This is a genomic window from Flaviramulus sp. (assembly GCF_982512915.1).
On sequence record NZ_CEWOCJ010000001.1, the window covers coordinates 127,759 to 145,865 of the forward strand.

Here is an 18,107-nt window from a genome sequence, read left to right on the forward strand (position 1 = left end):
TTTATTTTAGGAAATAGGCATTTCAATATTTACTGTTGTCCCAATATTTTTTTGGGATGTAATTTTTAAAACTCCATTAATTTCTTTAATTCTAGAATTCATATTTTTAAGTCCTATTCCGGTTTTAACTTTATTTACATCGAATCCTGCACCATTATCGAGCATGTTTAAGCAAATTACATTATTTTTTAGTTTAAAACTAATTTTTACATCAGTTGCGTTGGCGTGTTTATATATATTATGAAGTGATTCTTGGATTATTCTATAAATATGAATTTTATTTTTATTAGATACTTCGTCCCAACTTATTCCATCATCGTGTTGGAAATTATACGTTAATTTATAAGCCATTGATTGGGTTTCTACTAAAGTCTTTATAATATCTATAAAACCCGAACCTGAAACGAAATCAGTATTTAAATCATGGGAAACTTTCCTAATATCGTCCTCAATAGATTTTAGCTCGTCTATATATTGGCTCCTATTTTTAATAGCATCATTGCTATTATTCATATTTAAACTATCTAAACTTAGGCGTGTACCAAATAATCTTCCTAAAACTCCATCGTGTAACTCTTCTGAAATTCTTTTCTTCTCTGCTGATCTAGCCTCTTCAATACTTTCATTTTGAGATAACATGAGGTTATAAATTTCTTCGTTAGTTTCTTGTTGTTTTTGAATAAATTGTAACTCCTTATTTTTGTTTCTTTGGTAAAATACAACGTATAATAAAAAAGAGGTAATTATTACAACAACAGAAATAATTAATAACCACATCCTTTCTTTAGCAATTTGGATATTTTCCTCTTCTATTTGATCTGTTTCAAAACGTATTCTAGCATACTTATCACGTGTGGCTCTTTCAACTTTTATTAAACTATCGCTTAATTTTATATAATCGTTCAAATATTTAACAGACTTTTCTCCTTCTTCTATTTCAGAAAGGAGTTTAAGCGATTTTAATAAATCATCATTATAAAATTGTTCTGAAATATTTTTAGCCTTATATGCGAAGTATAGTGCAGAATCTTTTTGATTTTTAACATCGTAATATTCTGCTAAATGTTGATTAATAATTATTGAAGTATAACCATTTAAACCAATACTATCACTAACCTTTAATGCTCGTAAATATAATTGTGGGAGTTCTTTATAATTATCTAATTGAAATAATGTGTGAGCATAATTGTCTAATACCAATGCATATAAACTGGGGCGCTCATTAATCAAATTTTTATTTTCTAAAATCTGATTAAAATAAGTCAAAGCTAGATCATATTTTTTAAAATTTTTATATAGGAAACCTATATTGTTCAAGGAATTATCAATAATGTTTTGATTTTTTAATTTCTTTCTTAATTCTAATGACTTTTCATGATATTTAATAGATTCTTCAAATCTTTGTAACTCGCCAAAACTAATTGCTAAATTATTATAAACATAAGACTTATATCTATCCACCTCATCTTCATTCTCAATTTTTTCAAGGAGTGAAATAGCCTCAAAAGAAGTAACCTCTGCTCCTGTATAATCTTTTTCCTCAGATTGAATAACGCTAATACCGTAAAGTGTTTTAGCCAAAAGGAGCTTACTATTTAATTTTCTAGAGATTTTTTCGGCTCTATTATAGTAATAATAAGCGCTATCCGTCAAAAAATTATGCCTGTATTCCTCACCTAAACTATAGTAGGAAAAAGCTAAATTAGTTGAGTCAGTAATTTTAAAATTATAAATATTTTTATGAATAGAATCTACTTTTGATACATCTATCTGAGAGTGTCCAAAATTAAAAAAACAACATTGTACAAGAATGTAAATTAAAGTATTCCTCAATTTGATAAATTAGTTAGCTCATTTTTCAAATGTATTTATAATTTTTCATTTATGTAAATTAAAAAGCCTCTTTACAAAAGATGATTTGTAAAGAGGCTTTCAACTAAAAATTTATTTTTTATTATTCTTTAACCGTACCACCAGTAAATTGAATTTCTTGTGTTTCAGGTGATTCTAATAAATCATCTTCATTTAAATCTTGTTTTGTACAAGAAGTAAAAGATGCAAAAAGTAAGGCTAAGATTAAAGTAATTTTTAAGGTTTTCATATTAAATCGATTTTAAGGTTAAACAGTTTTTCTTTATTTTTTTAAATTAAATAGTTAACTAAGACCTTGAAAAACAAGTTCTTGGTTGAGGGAAAAAATGGATAATTAACTCAAAATCGAAAGCACAAAATGCATAACGATTCTTTAATATGTTACTTTGAGGGAATATGACTTATAAAGTCAAAATGGATTAATTTTATCTTTTTCGAACTTAGGGAAATAATGGGCGCTCGATAAGATGATGCTAAATTAGGTTAAACAGAATTCATTTGCAACTTTTTATAGATAAAATGTATAATAAAATCGATAAAACGACAAAAGGCTAGTTTTTTATAGTATTATTTTAGTGTCGATCCGTTTTTCACCAAACTTGTCTTCACTATTTTGGTTTTAACATCATCAGGTTTACCTGTATTTTGCATTCTTAAAATCAAAAGTTGTGCCGCATTTTCGCCGATTTCTTTGGCATGTTGTCTAATAGTTGTTAACTTAGGTAGTGAATGAAAAGAATCTGATTTACTAGCAAAACCAATTACAGATATGTCTTTTGGAACTTTAAGCCCAAAATTAATTGCTGTATTTAAGGCGATAATTCCCGAAGAGCTATCGGCTGCAATCACACCATCAATTCCAGAATTCTTTTTAAAAAAAGCTTTTATTTTCTTTTGGTGGTCATCTTTCTTTTTAATTTTAAGGACTAATGGAGAAATGGTTCCGCATTCCAAAATTGCCTTATTGTAACCTCTTTCTCTTAATTTACCAACACTCAAATCATTTATATTACTAATAAAAGCTACATGTTTTCGTTTCTCTTTTACAAGGTTTTTGGTAGCGTTATAAGTGGCATCAAAATCATCAACAATAACCTTATCACACATAACATCATGCGCTACTCTATCAAACATTACAATAGGTAATCCACCATTTATTGTTTTTTTAAAATGTTCAATTTCATTTTTAATTTGTGTTTCCTCAGCTACTGATAGAATAAAACCATCAACACTCCCATTAGCTAATAATTGTAAACTTTCTTTTTCTTTAACTAAAGATTCGTTTGAAATACAAGTAATAATATTATACCCATGTTTATTAGCTTCTCTTTCAATTCCAAAAAGGACTTTGGCTAAAAACCTATTAAGAATGTTAGGGATAATAACCCCAATAGTTTTTGTTTTGTTGTTTTTTAAACTTAAGGCTACTTTATTTGGCTTATAATTGTATAATTCAGCTAACTCTTTAACCCGTTTTACGGTTTCTTCTCCAATTTCTTCACTATTATTTAAAGCTTTAGAAACTGTTGAAATTGAAACATTTAACTCTTTGGCAAGTTGTTTTAAAGTAACCATACAAACAAAAAAATAATTATTTAATTAAATGCAATTTACAAAATTAGTTGAAGCTAGTTATAGTAATATATGGAATCTTGAGTTTTTTCTAATTAAAAAAAGTAGCTTTAATATCAAGCAGAATTAACTATGGTATGGTTTCTTAAGTAAACCTTTATAAAAGCAAAAAAGCATCCCAATCTTCTATTCAGAAAAAAGGAAAGCTTTCCATTGGAATACCAAATTGCTTTGGCAAACTACTTCCCCGAATTTACTTCGGGAACAACACAACATCTTTAAATAACTAAAAAAAGCTCTAATACTTTAGAGCTTTTTAGCAATTTTGCGGTCTGGACGGGACTCGAACCCGCGACCTTCGCCGTGACAGGGCGACATTCTAACCAACTGAACTACCAGACCGTTGCTTTATTGCGGTTGCAAATATACACGCCTTTTTTTATATCTCAAATGTTTTTATATTTTTTTTAAATAAATTTTTAACTAAACAAACTTTTGACGCTCTAACATGTATGTTGTAAGTATATGATTGAAGTCTTTATTTACATCTGCTTCAACATATTTGATTTTGTATTGCGCACATTTTAAACGCAATGCTTTAAAATAATCATCAATAGCCTTAATATAATTTTCCTTTACAGAATCTGCATATAAATTTATATAAGCTCCATTTTCAACATCCACAAACCGTTTGGGCTTATTATCAAATTCAAAATTTAATTCTTTTGCTTTATCAAACACATGAAATAATACAACTTCATGTTTATTATATTTTAAATGACGTAAGGCTTCAAAAAGCTTCGCTTCATCCTCAGAGGTTTGAAACATATCAGTAAATAAAAAAATCAATGACCTTCTATGAATTTTTTCAGCAATTTCGTGAAGGTATTTATAAGTTTCAGTTTGCCTATTTTTAGAATTAGATATAACTGCCTCACTTAAATGATTAAGCAACATTTGATGATGGCGTTCACTCCCTTTTTCGGGTGCATAGTAGTCATAATTATCACTATAAATACTTAATCCTACAGCATCACGTTGCCTTTTTAAAATTTGCATTAATGAAGCAGCTGCCAATACTGAAAACCCTATTTTATTCAAACTATACATTGAGAATGAATTCATTTTCGGGAAATGCATAGAGCTACTATTATCCAAAATGATATGACACCTTAAGTTGGTTTCATCATCATATCGTTTTGTATACAACTTATCAGTTTTTGCAAATAATTTCCAATCTATGTGGCGTGTACTCTCTCCTTGATTATAAATTTTGTGTTCAGCAAATTCTGCCGAAAACCCATGAAACGGACTTTTATGCATCCCAGCAATAAAACCTTCAACCACTTGTTTTGCAAGTAGTTCTAAGTTTTTAAAGCCTTCCGCTTTATTAAGTTCGTTTTGTAGGTTTAACATAATCTAGGTCTATTTTAAAATACCATCAACAATGCCATAAGCAACTGACTCCTCTGCTCCCATCCAATGGTCACGATTAAAATCTTTGATTACTTTTTCATAGGATTGTCCGCAATTATTAGCTAAAATTTTAGCACTCAATTCTTTTGTTTTAATAATTTCTTGCGCAGTAATTTCAATATCACTCGCTTGACCTCTAGCACCTCCACTTGGTTGATGAATCATTACTCGCGCGTGAGGCTGAATAAATCTTTTTCCTTTAGTTCCAGCAGATAATAAAATTGAACCCATACTTGCTGCCAAACCCGAGCAAATAGTAGAAACATCACTTTTTAAAGATTTAATACAATCGTACATTGCAAATCCAGAAGTTACATAACCTCCTGGACTGTTGATGTATAAATGAATATCTTTTGTTTCTAGGGCATCTAAATACAACAACCTATCAATTACGTGTTTTGCAGATTTATCATCTACCTGTCCCCACAAAAACACTTTACGCTCTTCTATTAATTTGCTATCAATTGCATCTTGTACTTTTATTGTTTTACTCATAATTTGTTTTTAATTTTCCTCTAAAATAAAAAAAGGTTTTCCATAATGGAAAACCTTTTTAAGTTTCTTTATCATATTTATTTACAAAAGCGAATCTATAGCATCTGTATAAGCTTTTTTTGGTGCTACACCTACTTGTCTACCAACAACTTCTCCGTTTTGAAAAACTAAAACAGTAGGTATGTTTCTTACACCATATTTAGCAGCAAATTCTTGGTTGGCATCAACATCTACCTTACCTACAACAGCCTTTCCTTCATACTCACCACTTATTTCTTCAATAATTGGTCCTACCATTCTACATGGTCCACACCAAGCAGCCCAAAAATCTACAAGAACCGGTTTATCACTTTTTAAAACGGTTTCTTCAAACATTGCATCTGTAATTTCTAATGCCATAATATTTATATTTTTATATGTTCTTAATTAATTTTAATAACACAAAATTAGTCAAAAAAAACGCGAAAGCTTACAACCTAACAATTTGTTTTCCTTATACCTACATTGTTTAAGGTTATTTTAAATATTTGAGCGCATAAAACAGGCTATCCGCTATATCTTTTTTGTGTTAAACTTTTTAGCTATCAAATCAAGTTTATTAATGTCACAAAAAAGGATGCCGCTTCTATCCTTTGCACAAATCAATTCAGCTTATAAAAAACATTATTGTTTTCCAATTCATTAAGCAATTCTTGTGATACTTTCACTTTTTGTTTTCTACTAGGCATGTTAAGTTTTATTTGATCTTTATTATCGTAAACCACAAAATTAAGCATTTGGTTTCCAGGATGCATATGCAAAAGTTCTTTTAAAACATTGATTTTTTGAGGTTCTAAATCATCTATATTAACTTGTATGGATAATTTTTTAGCATAATTTTCCATCACATCATGCAACAATTGGAAACTATTAAACTGCAGCCTAGGATCGCTTTTGTTTCCTGTATCTTTATTTACCCATCCTTCACGAACAAAAGTTTTAACAAAAACAAAGTTGTTTTTCATTAAAAAATGCCTGAATTTTAAATATTCTTCACCAAAAATTCTAAACTCAAAAGTATCGGTATAATCTTCAATAGTAAACAAAGCCCAACCTTTACCTTGTTTGCTTACGCGATGCTGAACATCTGTTACAACGCCTCCAAAAACCATTTCCCTATTCACAAAAGATTCTAAATCTCTAAAAAGGGCTAAACTCGCATTACAAAACGTATTCATTTCTGTTTTAAAATCATCAAGCGGATGCCCAGATATATATATACCTACTACTTCTTTCTCACGAGCCAGTTTTTCCATAGTACCCCATTCTTCACAAGGTGGCACTTGGGGTTCTGCTATTTGTACATCACTAGCATCTCCAAACAAACTTACTTGTGAAGAATTTTCATTTTCTTGATGCTTAGCCCCGTATTTGATGGCTTTCTCTAAAAATGTAATACCATCACCTTCGTCATGAAAATACTGAGCCCGATGAGTATTTCCTAAACCATCAAATCCACCAGCTAAAGCCAAATTTTCAAAAGCTTTTTTATTGGCTGCTCTTAAATCGATACGTTTGGAAAAATCAAAAATAGATTTATAATGTCCGTCCTTTTTTCTGTTTTCAACAATAGTTATTACAGCTCCTTGACCCACACCTTTAATAGCACCCATACCAAAACGTACTGCGTTATCTTTATTTACTGAAAATTTATAGAACGATTCGTTAACATCAGGACCAAGCACAGGTAATTTCATACGCTTACATTCTTCCATAAAAAAGGTGACCTGCTTAATATCATTCATATTATTAGAGAGTACAGCAGCCATATATTCCGCAGGATAATGGGCTTTTAAATAAGCTGTTTGGTAAGCTATCCAAGCATAACACGTAGAGTGCGACTTATTAAAGGCATAACTTGCAAATGCTTCCCAATCTTTCCATACTTTTTCTAAAACCTTAGCATCATGCCCATTCGCACTTGCTTGCTCGATAAATTTAGGTTTCATTTTATCTAGTACAGCAATTTGCTTTTTCCCCATCGCTTTTCTTAAAACGTCGGCTTCACCTTTTGTAAAACCTGCTAATTTTTGCGATAGTAACATCACCTGCTCTTGATAAACAGTGATACCATAAGTTTCCTTTAGGTATTCTTCCATAGCTGGAAGGTCATAATCTATAGCTTCATTACCGTGTTTTCTTCTAACAAAACTTGGTATATATTCCATCGGACCCGGTCGATACAAAGCATTCATCGCAATTAAATCTTCAAAAACTGTAGGTTTTAAATCTTTAAGATGTTTTTGCATTCCGGGAGATTCGTATTGAAAAACTCCAACAGTTTCTCCTTTTTGAAATAACTCATAGGTTTTTTCATCATCAAGTGGAAACGTATCAGGATCTAATAAAATATCGTGTTTAGCCTTTACAATTTTAACCGTATCTTTAATAAGTGTTAAGGTTTTTAAACCCAAGAAATCCATTTTAAGCAACCCTGCTTCTTCAACAACCGAGTTGTCAAACTGAGTTACATACAAATCCGAATCTTTTGCTGTAGCTACTGGTACAAACTTGGTAATATCATCTGGTGTTATAATTACACCACAGGCATGAATCCCTGTATTTCTTACAGATCCTTCTAGGATTCTTGCTAAATTTACGGTTTCAGCTTCTAAATCGTCTCCTTCAGAAATATTTAATAGCTGATTCACCTTTTCTAAATCTTCAGCTCTAAATTTACTGCTCAATTCCTTTTCACTTAAACCAAAAATTTTATTTAGCTTAGACATGGTTGGAATTAATTTCGCAATTCTATCAGCATCAAATAAAGGCAAATCTAAAACACGAGCAGTATCTCGAATAGATGATTTTGCAGCCATTGTGCCGTAAGTAATAATTTGCGCTACTTGATTGCTTCCGTATTTATTAATTACGTAATCCATAACACGGCTTCTACCTTCATCATCAAAATCGATATCAATATCGGGCATACTAATACGATCTGGATTTAAGAAACGCTCAAAAAGTAAATCGTATTTAAGCGGATCTATGTTAGTAATCCACAAACAATAAGCTACTACTGAACCTGCTGCAGACCCACGACCTGGACCAACAGATACATCCATTTTTCGGGCTTCTCTAATAAAATCTTCAACAATTAAAAAGTAACCTGGATACCCTGTGTTTTGGATAACACTTAGCTCAAAATCAATACGTTCCTTAATATCATCGGTTAAATCAGGATATCTTTTTTTAGCACCCTCATAAGTAATGTGTTTTAAATAAGCATTTTCACCACGTTTGCCACCATCAACTAAATCTTCTTCATTTTTAAATTCATCAGGGATATCAAAAGCTGGTAATAACACCTCTCTTGCTAACTCGTATGATTCAACTTTATCAACAATTTCTTTTATATTAGTTATAGCATCTGGTAAATCTTTGAACAAAAGTTTCATCTCATCCGAAGACTTGAAATAATAATCTTGATTTGGCAACCCATAACGATACCCTCTCCCTCTGCCTATTGGTGTAGCTTGCTTTTCGCCATCTTTTACACATAATAAAATATCGTGTGCATTGGCATCTTCTTTTTTACAATAATAAGTATTGTTGGTAGCTACTAATTTGATATTATACTTTTTAGAAAAATCAATTAATACTTGGTTTACACGATTTTCATCCTCTTGTTTATGGCGCATCAACTCAATATACAGATCTTCTCCAAACTGTTCTTTCCACCAAATTAACGCTTCTTCAGCTTGATTCTCCCCTATATTTAGTATCTTACTTGGCACTTCGCCATATAAGTTTCCAGTTAAAACAATTAAATCTTCTTTATATTTTTGAATGAGTTTTTTATCAATTCTTGGTAAATAATAAAACCCATCCACAAAGGCATGAGACGATAATTTTGCTAAATTATGATACCCATTTTTGTTTTTTGCCAGAAATACTACTTGATAACCATTATCTTTTCTTGTTTTATCGGTATGGTCATCACAAACAAAAAATTCACACCCAATTATTGGTTTTATCTTAACAGCAGTTGGGATTTCCTCTTTCTCGATAGCCGCTTCATTTTTTGCTGTAACACTTCTATTATGATTGCTTACAGCTTTCACAAAGTGAAAAGCGCCCATCATATTCGCATGATCTGTTAATGCTACAGCTGGCATATGATGCTCTGCTGCAGCAGCAACCAAATCAGTAACGCTAATTGTAGATTGCAACACTGAAAATTGAGAGTGATTATGCAAATGCACAAAATCAACATTTTCAAGATCCGATATGTTTTGTTTTATTTCTTCTGAAGAAATTTGGTTTGTATCCGCCTTTTTAAGGCGCTCTTTAATTTTAGCACTTTCCTGTTTTAAGTTAATATGTTTTAGACCTATTAACTGAATTTTGACAGGGTTTGCTTCATTAAAATTTACAAAATAATCTGATTGAACATCCAATTGCTCTTTAGTGTACTCGCCTAATCTAACAAGCTCCAAAAAACAACGGGATGTTGCCTCAACGTCCGCCGTTGCGTTATGAGCTTCTGCAAATGGTTTATTAAATAGATATTCGTGCAACTCGGTTAAAGTGGGTAGTTTAAACTTACCATAACGCCCACCAGGTATCTGACACAATTCAGCTGTGTGCTCTGTACAAGTATCTAAAACCGGGAGTTCTTGCAATGGATTAGCAATACCTGCCCTCACAAATTCTGCACCCATGATATTTAAATCGAACTTTACATTTTGCCCTACTACAAACTTAGTTTTACCTAAAACTTCATTAAATTTTTCTAAAACCTCATTTAAAGAAACTCCTTGCTCTTCTGCTAACTCAGTAGAAATACCATGAATTTTTTCAGCATCATATGGTATATTAAATCCATCAGGCTTAACTAAATAATCTTGATGTTCGATGCAATTACCCATAGCATCATGCAATTGCCATGCAATTTGAATACACCTTGGCCAATTATCAGTATCGGTAATCGGAGCATCCCAACGTTTTGGTAATCCGGTAGTTTCAGTATCAAAAATTAAATACATTTCTTAGGTTTATTGTTGAGTTCTATTTTCCGTTTTGAGCAAAAACGAAGAGTATAAAAATACGTAGAAATATCACTTTTTTTAAACCAAGTTATTAAGAGTTTTGAACAAAAAAATTGTTTTATTCTGTTGAATACAGAATTATAAATAGCAAAAAATAAGCTTATAAAATGCCTTAATTTATAATTTCTATGTTTTTTGCTAATAGAAATTACTTTACATTTGATAATCTAAGACATTCCAATGAAACTAAAATTTTTATCATTATTGATTGCATTTATTTCACTTAACTGCCAACAACAAATAATATCTCTTCATGTTGGCACCTATACTTCTGAAGACAGTAAAGGCATTTATCACATGCAATTTAACACAAAAACGGGAGAGCTATCAAACTTAAGTCTAGCAGCTAATATTAAAAATCCATCATTTATAGCACACTCTCCAAATAAGAAATTTATGTATGCTGTTGGAGAAGGTGATGAAACGGTTTCATCATTTAAAGTTAAAAAAAATGGAACCTTAGAATTTATTAATAAAGTAAAAAGTTTTGGTGGTGCACCTTGTCATATTTCAATAAACGAGCAAGGTATTAAAGCAGTAGCTTCAAACTATGTTGGAGGCAATATTGCACTTTATAACATAAATGAAGATGGTAGCCTTGAAGAAGCTTCACAAGTTTTTAATCATAATACTAGTACACAAACATCTCATGCTCACTCAGCAATATTTGTAAAAAATGAACTTTTTGTAGCAGATCTAGGGAGAAACTCCATGTATTTATACAAAAAAGAAAATGATAATAATTACACATTAAAAGACTCCTCTTTAGTTGAATTTATTGAAAATGCTGGACCAAGACATTTTAAACTAACCAAAAACGGGGAGTTTATTTACATAATTAATGAATACGCAGGAAGTATTACAGCTGCCAAAAGAAATGGTGATAGTTTTAAACTTATAAATCATTACTCTACACTTTCAGAAGGTTTTGAAGGCATTAATAAATGTGCTGACATTCATTTAAGTACAGACGAACGTTTTTTATATGGCTCAAATAGAGGAGAAAACACCATAGCTGTTTTTAAAAGAAATACAGAAACAGGCACTTTAGAAAAAATTGAGAACATTGCTGTTAATGGAGATTGGCCACGTAATTTCACACTAGACCCTACTGGTAAATTTCTTTTAGTTGCTAACAAAAACAGTAGTAATATCACTGTTTTTAAAATTGATGCAGTATCTGGGAAATTATCATTTTTACACGAAGTTAAAATACCTAACCCTGCTTGTTTAATTTTCTAATTAAAATCGTAGTATTTCGTTTTAAATAAAGTGTTGATAATTAAAAAAATATGGTATATTTGCGCCCTTATTAATAACAGAGGTCGAGAACCTCAAATAATTAATTATTATGCCAGTAAAAATTAGATTACAAAGACACGGTAAAAAAGGGAAACCTTACTACTGGATTGTAGCAGCTGATGCACGATCAAAAAGAGATGGTAAATACCTAGAAAAACTAGGTGCTTACAACCCAAACACTAACCCAGCTACTGTTGATTTAAATGTTGATAGCGCTGTAAAATGGTTACAAAATGGTGCACAACCAACAGATACGGCGAAAGCTATATTATCTTATAAAGGTGCATTACTTAAAAACCATCTTGCTGGTGGTGTAAGAAAAGGTGCTTTAACAGAAGAACAAGCGGAAGCTAAATTCACAGCTTGGATAGAAAGTAAAGCAGCAAAAGTTCAATCTAAAACAGAAGGATTGTCTAAAGCAGAAGCGGAAGCTAAAGCTAAAGCATTAGAAGCTGAAAAAGCTGCTAATGAAGCACGTATAGCTGCCGCAGTTCCTGTTGTTGAAGAAATAGCTGAAGAAGAAACTCCAACTGCTGAAGTTGAAGCTTCTAACGAAGAAGAATAAAAAACAATAATTTTTTATACTTTTAAACTCCGATAAAATATATCGGAGTTTTTTATTTAGAAAAATGAAAAAAGAAGATTGCTTTTACTTAGGTAAAATTGTTAAAAAATATAGTTTTAAAGGAGAATTACTAATAAAACTAGATACAGACGAACCAGAAATTTATGAAAATTTAGATGCTATGTTTGTTGAAGTTCGAGGCACACTCATCCCTTTCTTTGTTGAAAGTTCTCAACTACATAAATCTGATTTGTTAAGGGTACAATTTGAAGATGTTTATGAAGAAGCCGATGCCAATGCTTTATTAAAAACCGCCGTTTATTTACCTTTAGAATTCTTACCTAAATTAGAAGGTAACAAATTCTATTTTCATGAGGTAATTGGTTTTACCATGTTTGATAAAAATTATGGTGAAGTTGGTAAAATTGTTAGTATAAATGACTCAACAGCCCAAGCACTATTTGAAGTTGAAAAAGATGAAAAACAAATATTAATACCTATGAATGATGAATTTATAGTAAAATTAGATAGAAAATCTAAGACTATTTTAGTTGAAACACCTGAAGGATTAATTGATTTATACCTCTAGAAAGAAACAATATTTTTAGCAAATAAATCTTTATGAACTTCTATAGAGTACAACGATTTTACAAGCATGTCTTTTTGGCTTTTTATTGAAGACTCTATTTCTTCAGAAAATTCATAGTTATTAAGAATCTTTTGATACTTTTCAATATCAGCTAATTTTAGTCTCCCTATTTCTGTTAACAATAATTGTTCGTTCTTGGAAGCTATAATCTTTTTAATATTAGAACTTAACTTATGATTAGCCACAAAAGAATCTTCAGGATAGGAAGGTACACCTCCTTTTTGTCTTATAGCAGAATCTAACAACCGGATAATTTGATTTCTTTCATGACCAGATACTCGAAAAAAATTTTTTAAAACTGAATTATTAACACGCTCAAGCGCTTGTAAAAATATTTTCTCAGATTCGAAATTTAGAGTAAGTAATTCGTTTAAGTAGGCAACAGTTTTTTTTGGTTTTTTCATGTTTTTTTTGGTTAAAATTTGGGGATTCAAGAAAACTGATTAAAAGCTAAAAATAACGATAAAAAACAATATTGATTATGTTGTATCAAAATTTTATTACAAATTCTTCAGCTAATTTAACAAAAAAAATGTTATTAACAAAAAAAGAGTGATATTAACAATCTAGTTTTCGAAACAAAATGACCATTCATCGATTTAATTTTAAAAAATTTCAAGTAAACCAAGACAAGTGTGCCATGAAAATTGGTACAGATGGCGTTTTATTAGGCGCATGGGCATCATTAGATAAAAACCCTTTTTCAATTTTAGATATAGGGGCTGGTACTGGTGTTTTATCTCTTATGATAGCACAGAGAAGCTATGCCGAAATTATAGATGCTATTGAGATAGATGACAACGCATATGAACAATGTGTAGAAAATTTTGAACAATCGCCTTGGGCGGATAGATTATTTTGTTATCATGCTTCGCTTGAAGAATTTGCAGAAGAAATAGAAGATAAATATGATTTAATAATTTGTAATCCGCCTTTTTATTCAGAAAATTATAAAACTGAAAATCCACAAAGAGATCTAGCACGATTCCAAGACGCTATGCCTTTCAACCAACTTTTGGAAAGTGTTTCAAAGTTACTTTCATCCAATGGGAATTTTTCAGTAGTTATTCCTTTCAAAGAAAAAGATAAATTCTTTGAATTGGCTAAAACTAATAATTTGTTTCCCAATAAATTATTACATGTAAGAGGAACTCCATTATCAGAAATAAAAAGATGTTTGATTATGTTTTCTTTTGAAGAAAAGAAATTAGATATCAATGAATTAGTTATTGAAAATTCTCGACATAAGTATACCGATGATTACAGAGAATTGACAAAAAAATTCTACATAAAAATGTAATAAATTCTAAAACAAGAAAATTACTTAATTCTTAAAAAAACATCTATTTTATCTATTATTTTCAATAAATTTGCAACAACACTGAATAAAATTAAATTTTATGAAGCCAGATTTATTTGAAGCTCCAGATTATTACAATTTAGATGAGCTTTTAACCGAAGAGCATAAATTAGTCAGAAACGCATCTCGAGATTGGGTAAAACGTGAAGTATCACCAATTATTGAAGCATACGCTCAAAAAGCTGAATTCCCTAGCCAAATTATAAATGGCTTAGCAGAAATTGGTGCTTTTGGTCCATACATTCCCATGGAATACGGTGGTGCTGGTTTAGATCAGATTTCTTATGGCTTGATTATGCAAGAAATTGAGCGTGGAGACAGCGGAGTTCGAAGTACTGCATCTGTGCAATCAAGTTTAGTTATGTACCCTATTTGGAAATATGGCAATGAAGCACAACGTCAAAAATTTTTACCAAAATTGGCAAGTGGAGAATGGATGGGATGTTTTGGTTTAACAGAACCCGACCATGGTAGCAACCCAGGTGATATGGTAACAAACTTTAAAGATAAAGGCGACCACTACTTATTAAATGGTGCTAAAATGTGGATAAGCAATGCACCATTTGCACAAGTGGCTGTGGTTTGGGCAAAAGATGAAAGTGGACGTATTCATGGTTTAATTGTTGAACGTGGTTTGGAAGGATTTTCAACTCCAGAAACTCATAATAAATGGTCTCTTCGTGCTAGCTCTACGGGAGAACTTATTTTTGACAACGTAAAAGTACCTAAAGAAAATTTACTGCCTAATAAATCTGGTTTGGGCGCACCTCTTGGTTGTTTAGATTCTGCGCGTTTCGGCATTGCATGGGGAGCAATAGGTGCTGCTATGGATTGTTACGATACGGCACTTCGTTATAGTAAAGAACGTATGCAATTTGGTAAACCTATCGGACAATTTCAGCTTCAGCAAAAAAAACTTGCTGAAATGATTACCGAAATCACAAAAGCACAACTTTTAGCTTGGAGATTGGGTGTTATGCGTGAAAACGGAACTGCAACATCAGCACAAATATCAATGGCAAAACGAAATAATGTTGATATGGCTATAAATATAGCACGTGACGCTAGACAAATTTTAGGAGGTATGGGCATCACAGGAGAATATAGTATCATGCGACACTCAATGAATTTAGAAAGTGTCATTACTTATGAAGGAACCCATGACATTCACTTACTAATAACTGGTCTAGACATTACTGGATTAAATGCTTTTAAATAATATATTAACACTCCTAATGAAAAAGATTTTTTATTTATTTATAGGTTTGATTGTTATGAGTTTTAATTGTAGTAGTGACCAACAAGCGACTCTACAAAAAGAATCAAATGAAGAAAATCTAGATCTGAATCTTGAAGTTAGTACTACTCTAAATATATTATCATTAGGTGATAGTTACACTATTGGAGAAAGTGTTTGTGAAACCTGTAGATTTCCAGAACAGTTAAAAGACAGCTTGATTAAAAATTTTCAAACTGAAAAAAGTTTTGTGTTGAAAGTGATTGCTAAAACCGGATGGACAACCACTAATTTAATCAATACCATAGCATCTGAAAACCTAGAAATCAACTACGATTTGGCTACGCTTCTTATTGGGGTAAATAATCAATATCAAAAAAAACCTTTTTCAATTTATGAAACTGAATTTCCTAGACTAGTAAATATTGCGATAAGTAAATTAAAAGGAAATAAAAATAATCTTATAGTGATATCTATTCCTGATTATGCGTTTACACCATTTGGACAGGAAAATGAAAATATATCTAAAGAAATAGACCTTTATAATGCATTTGCTGAAAACTATTGCTTGATGAATAATATTACTTACATCAATATTACAGATATTACCAGAATGGGACTCAATAATACTGATTTAGTTGCTTCGGACGGATTACATCCATCAAAACTAGCTTACAATAAATTTGTTGAGCGGATACTTCCTTTTGCTGTTGAAAAGCTAAAAAATTAAATCTTACTCTGACCTTATTTTTTCGTTTTTTAAAAATTCTTTTTTGCTTACATTTACCTTATGCTATCATCAAAAAAAAGATTAGATAACGCTTATAAAACTGCTAAAATCATTGCTTTTGATGATGCTAGCAAGTTTATACTTTTTAGTGATTGTCATAGAGGTGATAACAGTTTTGCTGATGACTTTGCTAACAACCGAAATATATATTTTCATGCTTTAAAACATTATTATAACGAAGGTTTTCAATATTGTGAAATTGGTGATGGTGATGAACTTTGGGAAAATCTATCATTCGAATCTATCTTTTTTGCTCATAAGAATGTTTATTCTCTTATGAAACAATTTCATGATGAAAAACGCTTGCATATGATTTGGGGAAACCACGATATGGTTTATAGAAACTCTGAATATGTTAAGAAACATTTATCTACCTATTTCGACCCAAAAACAGGAGAGGATAAAGAATTGTTTAAAGACATCAAGTATCATGAGGGTATTATTTTAAAACATTCAGTTACAAATCAAGAAGTTTTTTTAACACACGGTCACCAAGCAGATTGGTGGAATTTTTTGTTTTGGAAATGGAGCAGATTTTTGGTTAGAATACTCTGGAAACCTCTAAATGTTATGGGAATTGCAGACCCAACGAGTCCTGCAAAAAACTATAAAGAATTAATAAAAGTAGAACGCAGAACCAAAAAATGGATTTCTGAAAATAATAATTTAGTAACTATTGTTGGCCATACCCACAGACCACGCTTTCCCGAACCTGGTGACATACCTTTTTTTAATGATGGAAGCTGCGTACATCCAAGAAGTATAACAGGAATTGAGATTGAAAAAGGAGAAATATCATTAATAAAATGGCAAATTGAAACAAATGAAGACGGTTTTTTACAAATAGTTAGAATACCTTTAGAGGGTCCTGAAAAAATAATTTATTATAAAACTAACCAAATTAAATAAACCCAATATATTAACTTTCTGGAGCCAATTCTACCTCAAGACCTTCCATTTCTGGAGTCATTTGGATTTGACATCCTAAACGACTATTATATTTAACATCAAAAGCTTCAGATAACATCGCCTCTTCATCATCGCTCATTTCTGGCAACTCCGTATCACTCAATACATAACATTGACAAGAGGCACACATAGCCATCCCGCCACAAACACCAATGGTGCCTTCTGGAGCTAATTCGTAAGAACGCACTACTTCCATAAGATTCATAGCCATATCTGTAGGAGCTATAACTTCATGTATTATACCTTCTCTATCTGTTATTTTAATATTAATATCCGTCATTGCATAAGTTTTGTTAATAAATAAAATCACACATTATTTACACTACAAATTTAATGGTTGTGCAACTATTTTTAAGCTAATTTTTGTGAGAATTCGATAGGAAACAAAAAAAATAAGGAATCATTAAAATTATTTAACTATGAGATTACTTAATTTATTAGAAAGATATATTATTTAATACTTTATCAGTGTTTTGATTGTATTTTATAATTCCACATTTAACACTTGCTCTATTTGAGGAGCATATTTTTTTATGGTCATTTCAACACCAGATTTTAGAGTCATTTGATTTACACTACAACCCACACATGCACCTTGAAGTTGAACTTTTACTAATTTATCATCTTCAATAGATAATAATGAAATATCACCACCATCACTTTGTAAAAAAGGACGAATTTCGTCTAAAGCTTTTTCAATATTAATTCTTAACTCTTCTGTTGTCATAAC

General features: G+C 31.0%; 17 protein-coding genes and 1 tRNA gene. 7 read left to right on the top strand and 11 right to left on the bottom strand.

Annotated elements, in window-relative coordinates; all coding sequences use genetic code 11:
• Positions 1-6: 6 nt before the first annotated feature.
• The 8 genes from AC1XJX_RS00595 to dnaE all read right to left on the bottom strand — a co-directional run bounded on the left by AC1XJX_RS00595 (position 7) and on the right by dnaE (position 10,442).
• Positions 7-1,833, bottom strand: coding sequence for a tetratricopeptide repeat-containing sensor histidine kinase (locus AC1XJX_RS00595; protein WP_482002012.1), 1,827 nt, complete (start codon positions 1,831-1,833; stop codon positions 7-9).
• A gap of 121 nt (positions 1,834-1,954) precedes the next feature.
• The gene (locus AC1XJX_RS00600; protein WP_482002013.1) at positions 1,955-2,101 is read right to left on the bottom strand and encodes a hypothetical protein; all 147 of its coding nucleotides are present in this window, start codon (positions 2,099-2,101) and stop codon (positions 1,955-1,957) included.
• A gap of 338 nt (positions 2,102-2,439) precedes the next feature.
• Positions 2,440-3,447: a LacI family DNA-binding transcriptional regulator gene (locus AC1XJX_RS00605; protein WP_482002014.1), complete on the bottom strand. Its 1,008-nt coding sequence runs from the start codon at positions 3,445-3,447 to the stop codon at positions 2,440-2,442.
• A 325-nt stretch (positions 3,448-3,772) separates the two neighbouring features.
• Positions 3,773-3,846: transfer RNA gene (locus AC1XJX_RS00610), tRNA-Asp, on the bottom strand.
• 81 nt (positions 3,847-3,927) lie between these two features.
• A complete protein-coding gene (locus AC1XJX_RS00615; RefSeq protein WP_482002015.1) occupies positions 3,928-4,860 on the bottom strand; it encodes a DUF58 domain-containing protein in 933 nt (310 codons plus the stop codon).
• A 9-nt stretch (positions 4,861-4,869) separates the two neighbouring features.
• The gene (locus AC1XJX_RS00620) at positions 4,870-5,415 is read right to left on the bottom strand and encodes a ClpP family protease (RefSeq protein ID WP_482002016.1); all 546 of its coding nucleotides are present in this window, start codon (positions 5,413-5,415) and stop codon (positions 4,870-4,872) included.
• An 81-nt stretch (positions 5,416-5,496) separates the two neighbouring features.
• On the bottom strand, positions 5,497-5,814 hold the full coding sequence (trxA, locus tag AC1XJX_RS00625; protein WP_482002017.1) for a thioredoxin: 318 nt from the start codon (positions 5,812-5,814) through the stop codon (positions 5,497-5,499).
• 242 nt (positions 5,815-6,056) lie between these two features.
• On the bottom strand, positions 6,057-10,442 hold the full coding sequence (gene dnaE, locus AC1XJX_RS00630) for a DNA polymerase III subunit alpha (protein WP_482002018.1): 4,386 nt from the start codon (positions 10,440-10,442) through the stop codon (positions 6,057-6,059).
• 243 nt (positions 10,443-10,685) lie between these two features.
• Between dnaE and AC1XJX_RS00635 the strand changes: the two genes are divergently transcribed.
• The 3 genes from AC1XJX_RS00635 (at position 10,686) to rimM (ending at position 12,961) form a co-directional block, all read left to right on the top strand.
• Entirely contained in the window at positions 10,686-11,747 is a 1,062-nt protein-coding gene (locus AC1XJX_RS00635; RefSeq protein ID WP_482002019.1) for a lactonase family protein, read from the top strand.
• 109 nt (positions 11,748-11,856) lie between these two features.
• A complete protein-coding gene (locus tag AC1XJX_RS00640) occupies positions 11,857-12,372 on the top strand; it encodes a 30S ribosomal protein S16 (RefSeq protein WP_482002020.1) in 516 nt (171 codons plus the stop codon).
• Between the two features lie 64 nt (positions 12,373-12,436).
• The gene (rimM, locus tag AC1XJX_RS00645) at positions 12,437-12,961 is read left to right on the top strand and encodes a ribosome maturation factor RimM (RefSeq protein ID WP_482002021.1); all 525 of its coding nucleotides are present in this window, start codon (positions 12,437-12,439) and stop codon (positions 12,959-12,961) included.
• On the opposite strand, the gene AC1XJX_RS00650 is transcribed toward rimM, so the two are convergent.
• Positions 12,958-13,425 carry a DUF2383 domain-containing protein gene (locus AC1XJX_RS00650; protein WP_482002022.1) on the bottom strand — a complete coding sequence of 156 codons (468 nt, stop codon included), beginning with the start codon at positions 13,423-13,425 and terminating at the stop codon, positions 12,958-12,960. The two genes, rimM and AC1XJX_RS00650, sit on opposite strands and share 4 nt — an antisense overlap.
• 236 nt (positions 13,426-13,661) lie before the next feature.
• Here AC1XJX_RS00650 and AC1XJX_RS00655 point away from each other — a divergent pair, with 236 nt between their 5' ends.
• The 4 genes from AC1XJX_RS00655 to AC1XJX_RS00670 all read left to right on the top strand — a co-directional run bounded on the left by AC1XJX_RS00655 (position 13,662) and on the right by AC1XJX_RS00670 (position 17,317).
• Positions 13,662-14,321 (top strand): tRNA1(Val) (adenine(37)-N6)-methyltransferase, encoded by a 660-nt coding sequence (locus tag AC1XJX_RS00655; RefSeq protein WP_482002023.1) that lies wholly within the window; start codon positions 13,662-13,664, stop codon positions 14,319-14,321.
• Between the two features lie 100 nt (positions 14,322-14,421).
• A complete protein-coding gene (locus AC1XJX_RS00660; RefSeq protein WP_482002024.1) occupies positions 14,422-15,600 on the top strand; it encodes an acyl-CoA dehydrogenase family protein in 1,179 nt (392 codons plus the stop codon).
• A 16-nt stretch (positions 15,601-15,616) separates the two neighbouring features.
• Entirely contained in the window at positions 15,617-16,348 is a 732-nt protein-coding gene (locus AC1XJX_RS00665; protein WP_482002025.1) for an SGNH/GDSL hydrolase family protein, read from the top strand.
• 60 nt (positions 16,349-16,408) lie between these two features.
• Positions 16,409-17,317, top strand: a complete 909-nt coding sequence (locus tag AC1XJX_RS00670; protein ID WP_482002026.1) for a metallophosphoesterase family protein — start codon at positions 16,409-16,411, stop codon at positions 17,315-17,317.
• A gap of 10 nt (positions 17,318-17,327) precedes the next feature.
• On the opposite strand, the gene AC1XJX_RS00675 is transcribed toward AC1XJX_RS00670, so the two are convergent.
• On the bottom strand, positions 17,328-17,657 hold the full coding sequence (locus AC1XJX_RS00675; RefSeq protein WP_482002027.1) for a 2Fe-2S iron-sulfur cluster-binding family protein: 330 nt from the start codon (positions 17,655-17,657) through the stop codon (positions 17,328-17,330).
• 204 nt (positions 17,658-17,861) lie between these two features.
• The gene (locus tag AC1XJX_RS00680; protein ID WP_482002028.1) at positions 17,862-18,104 is read right to left on the bottom strand and encodes a NifU family protein; all 243 of its coding nucleotides are present in this window, start codon (positions 18,102-18,104) and stop codon (positions 17,862-17,864) included.
• Between the last annotated feature and the right edge of the window lie 3 nt (positions 18,105-18,107).

Excerpts from the sequence above, each read along its gene's own strand:
- AC1XJX_RS00615 (WP_482002015.1), bottom strand. The coding sequence starts at position 4,860 with ATGTTAAACCTACAAAACGAACTTAATAAAGCGGAAGGCTTTAAAAAC.
- trxA (WP_482002017.1), bottom strand. The coding sequence starts at position 5,814 with ATGGCATTAGAAATTACAGATGCAATGTTTGAAGAAACCGTTTTAAAA.
- AC1XJX_RS00655 (WP_482002023.1), top strand. The coding sequence starts at position 13,662 with ATGAAAATTGGTACAGATGGCGTTTTATTAGGCGCATGGGCATCATTA.
- rimM (WP_482002021.1), top strand. The coding sequence starts at position 12,437 with ATGAAAAAAGAAGATTGCTTTTACTTAGGTAAAATTGTTAAAAAATAT.
- AC1XJX_RS00620 (WP_482002016.1), bottom strand. The coding sequence starts at position 5,415 with ATGAGTAAAACAATAAAAGTACAAGATGCAATTGATAGCAAATTAATA.
- AC1XJX_RS00650 (WP_482002022.1), bottom strand. The coding sequence starts at position 13,425 with ATGAAAAAACCAAAAAAAACTGTTGCCTACTTAAACGAATTACTTACT.
- AC1XJX_RS00640 (WP_482002020.1), top strand. The coding sequence starts at position 11,857 with ATGCCAGTAAAAATTAGATTACAAAGACACGGTAAAAAAGGGAAACCT.
- AC1XJX_RS00665 (WP_482002025.1), top strand. The coding sequence starts at position 15,617 with ATGAAAAAGATTTTTTATTTATTTATAGGTTTGATTGTTATGAGTTTT.
- AC1XJX_RS00680 (WP_482002028.1), bottom strand. The coding sequence starts at position 18,104 with ATGACAACAGAAGAGTTAAGAATTAATATTGAAAAAGCTTTAGACGAA.
- AC1XJX_RS00675 (WP_482002027.1), bottom strand. The coding sequence starts at position 17,657 with ATGACGGATATTAATATTAAAATAACAGATAGAGAAGGTATAATACAT.
- AC1XJX_RS00660 (WP_482002024.1), top strand. The coding sequence starts at position 14,422 with ATGAAGCCAGATTTATTTGAAGCTCCAGATTATTACAATTTAGATGAG.
- AC1XJX_RS00670 (WP_482002026.1), top strand. The coding sequence starts at position 16,409 with ATGCTATCATCAAAAAAAAGATTAGATAACGCTTATAAAACTGCTAAA.
- AC1XJX_RS00600 (WP_482002013.1), bottom strand. The coding sequence starts at position 2,101 with ATGAAAACCTTAAAAATTACTTTAATCTTAGCCTTACTTTTTGCATCT.
- AC1XJX_RS00635 (WP_482002019.1), top strand. The coding sequence starts at position 10,686 with ATGAAACTAAAATTTTTATCATTATTGATTGCATTTATTTCACTTAAC.
- AC1XJX_RS00605 (WP_482002014.1), bottom strand. The coding sequence starts at position 3,447 with ATGGTTACTTTAAAACAACTTGCCAAAGAGTTAAATGTTTCAATTTCA.
- dnaE (WP_482002018.1), bottom strand. The coding sequence starts at position 10,442 with ATGTATTTAATTTTTGATACTGAAACTACCGGATTACCAAAACGTTGG.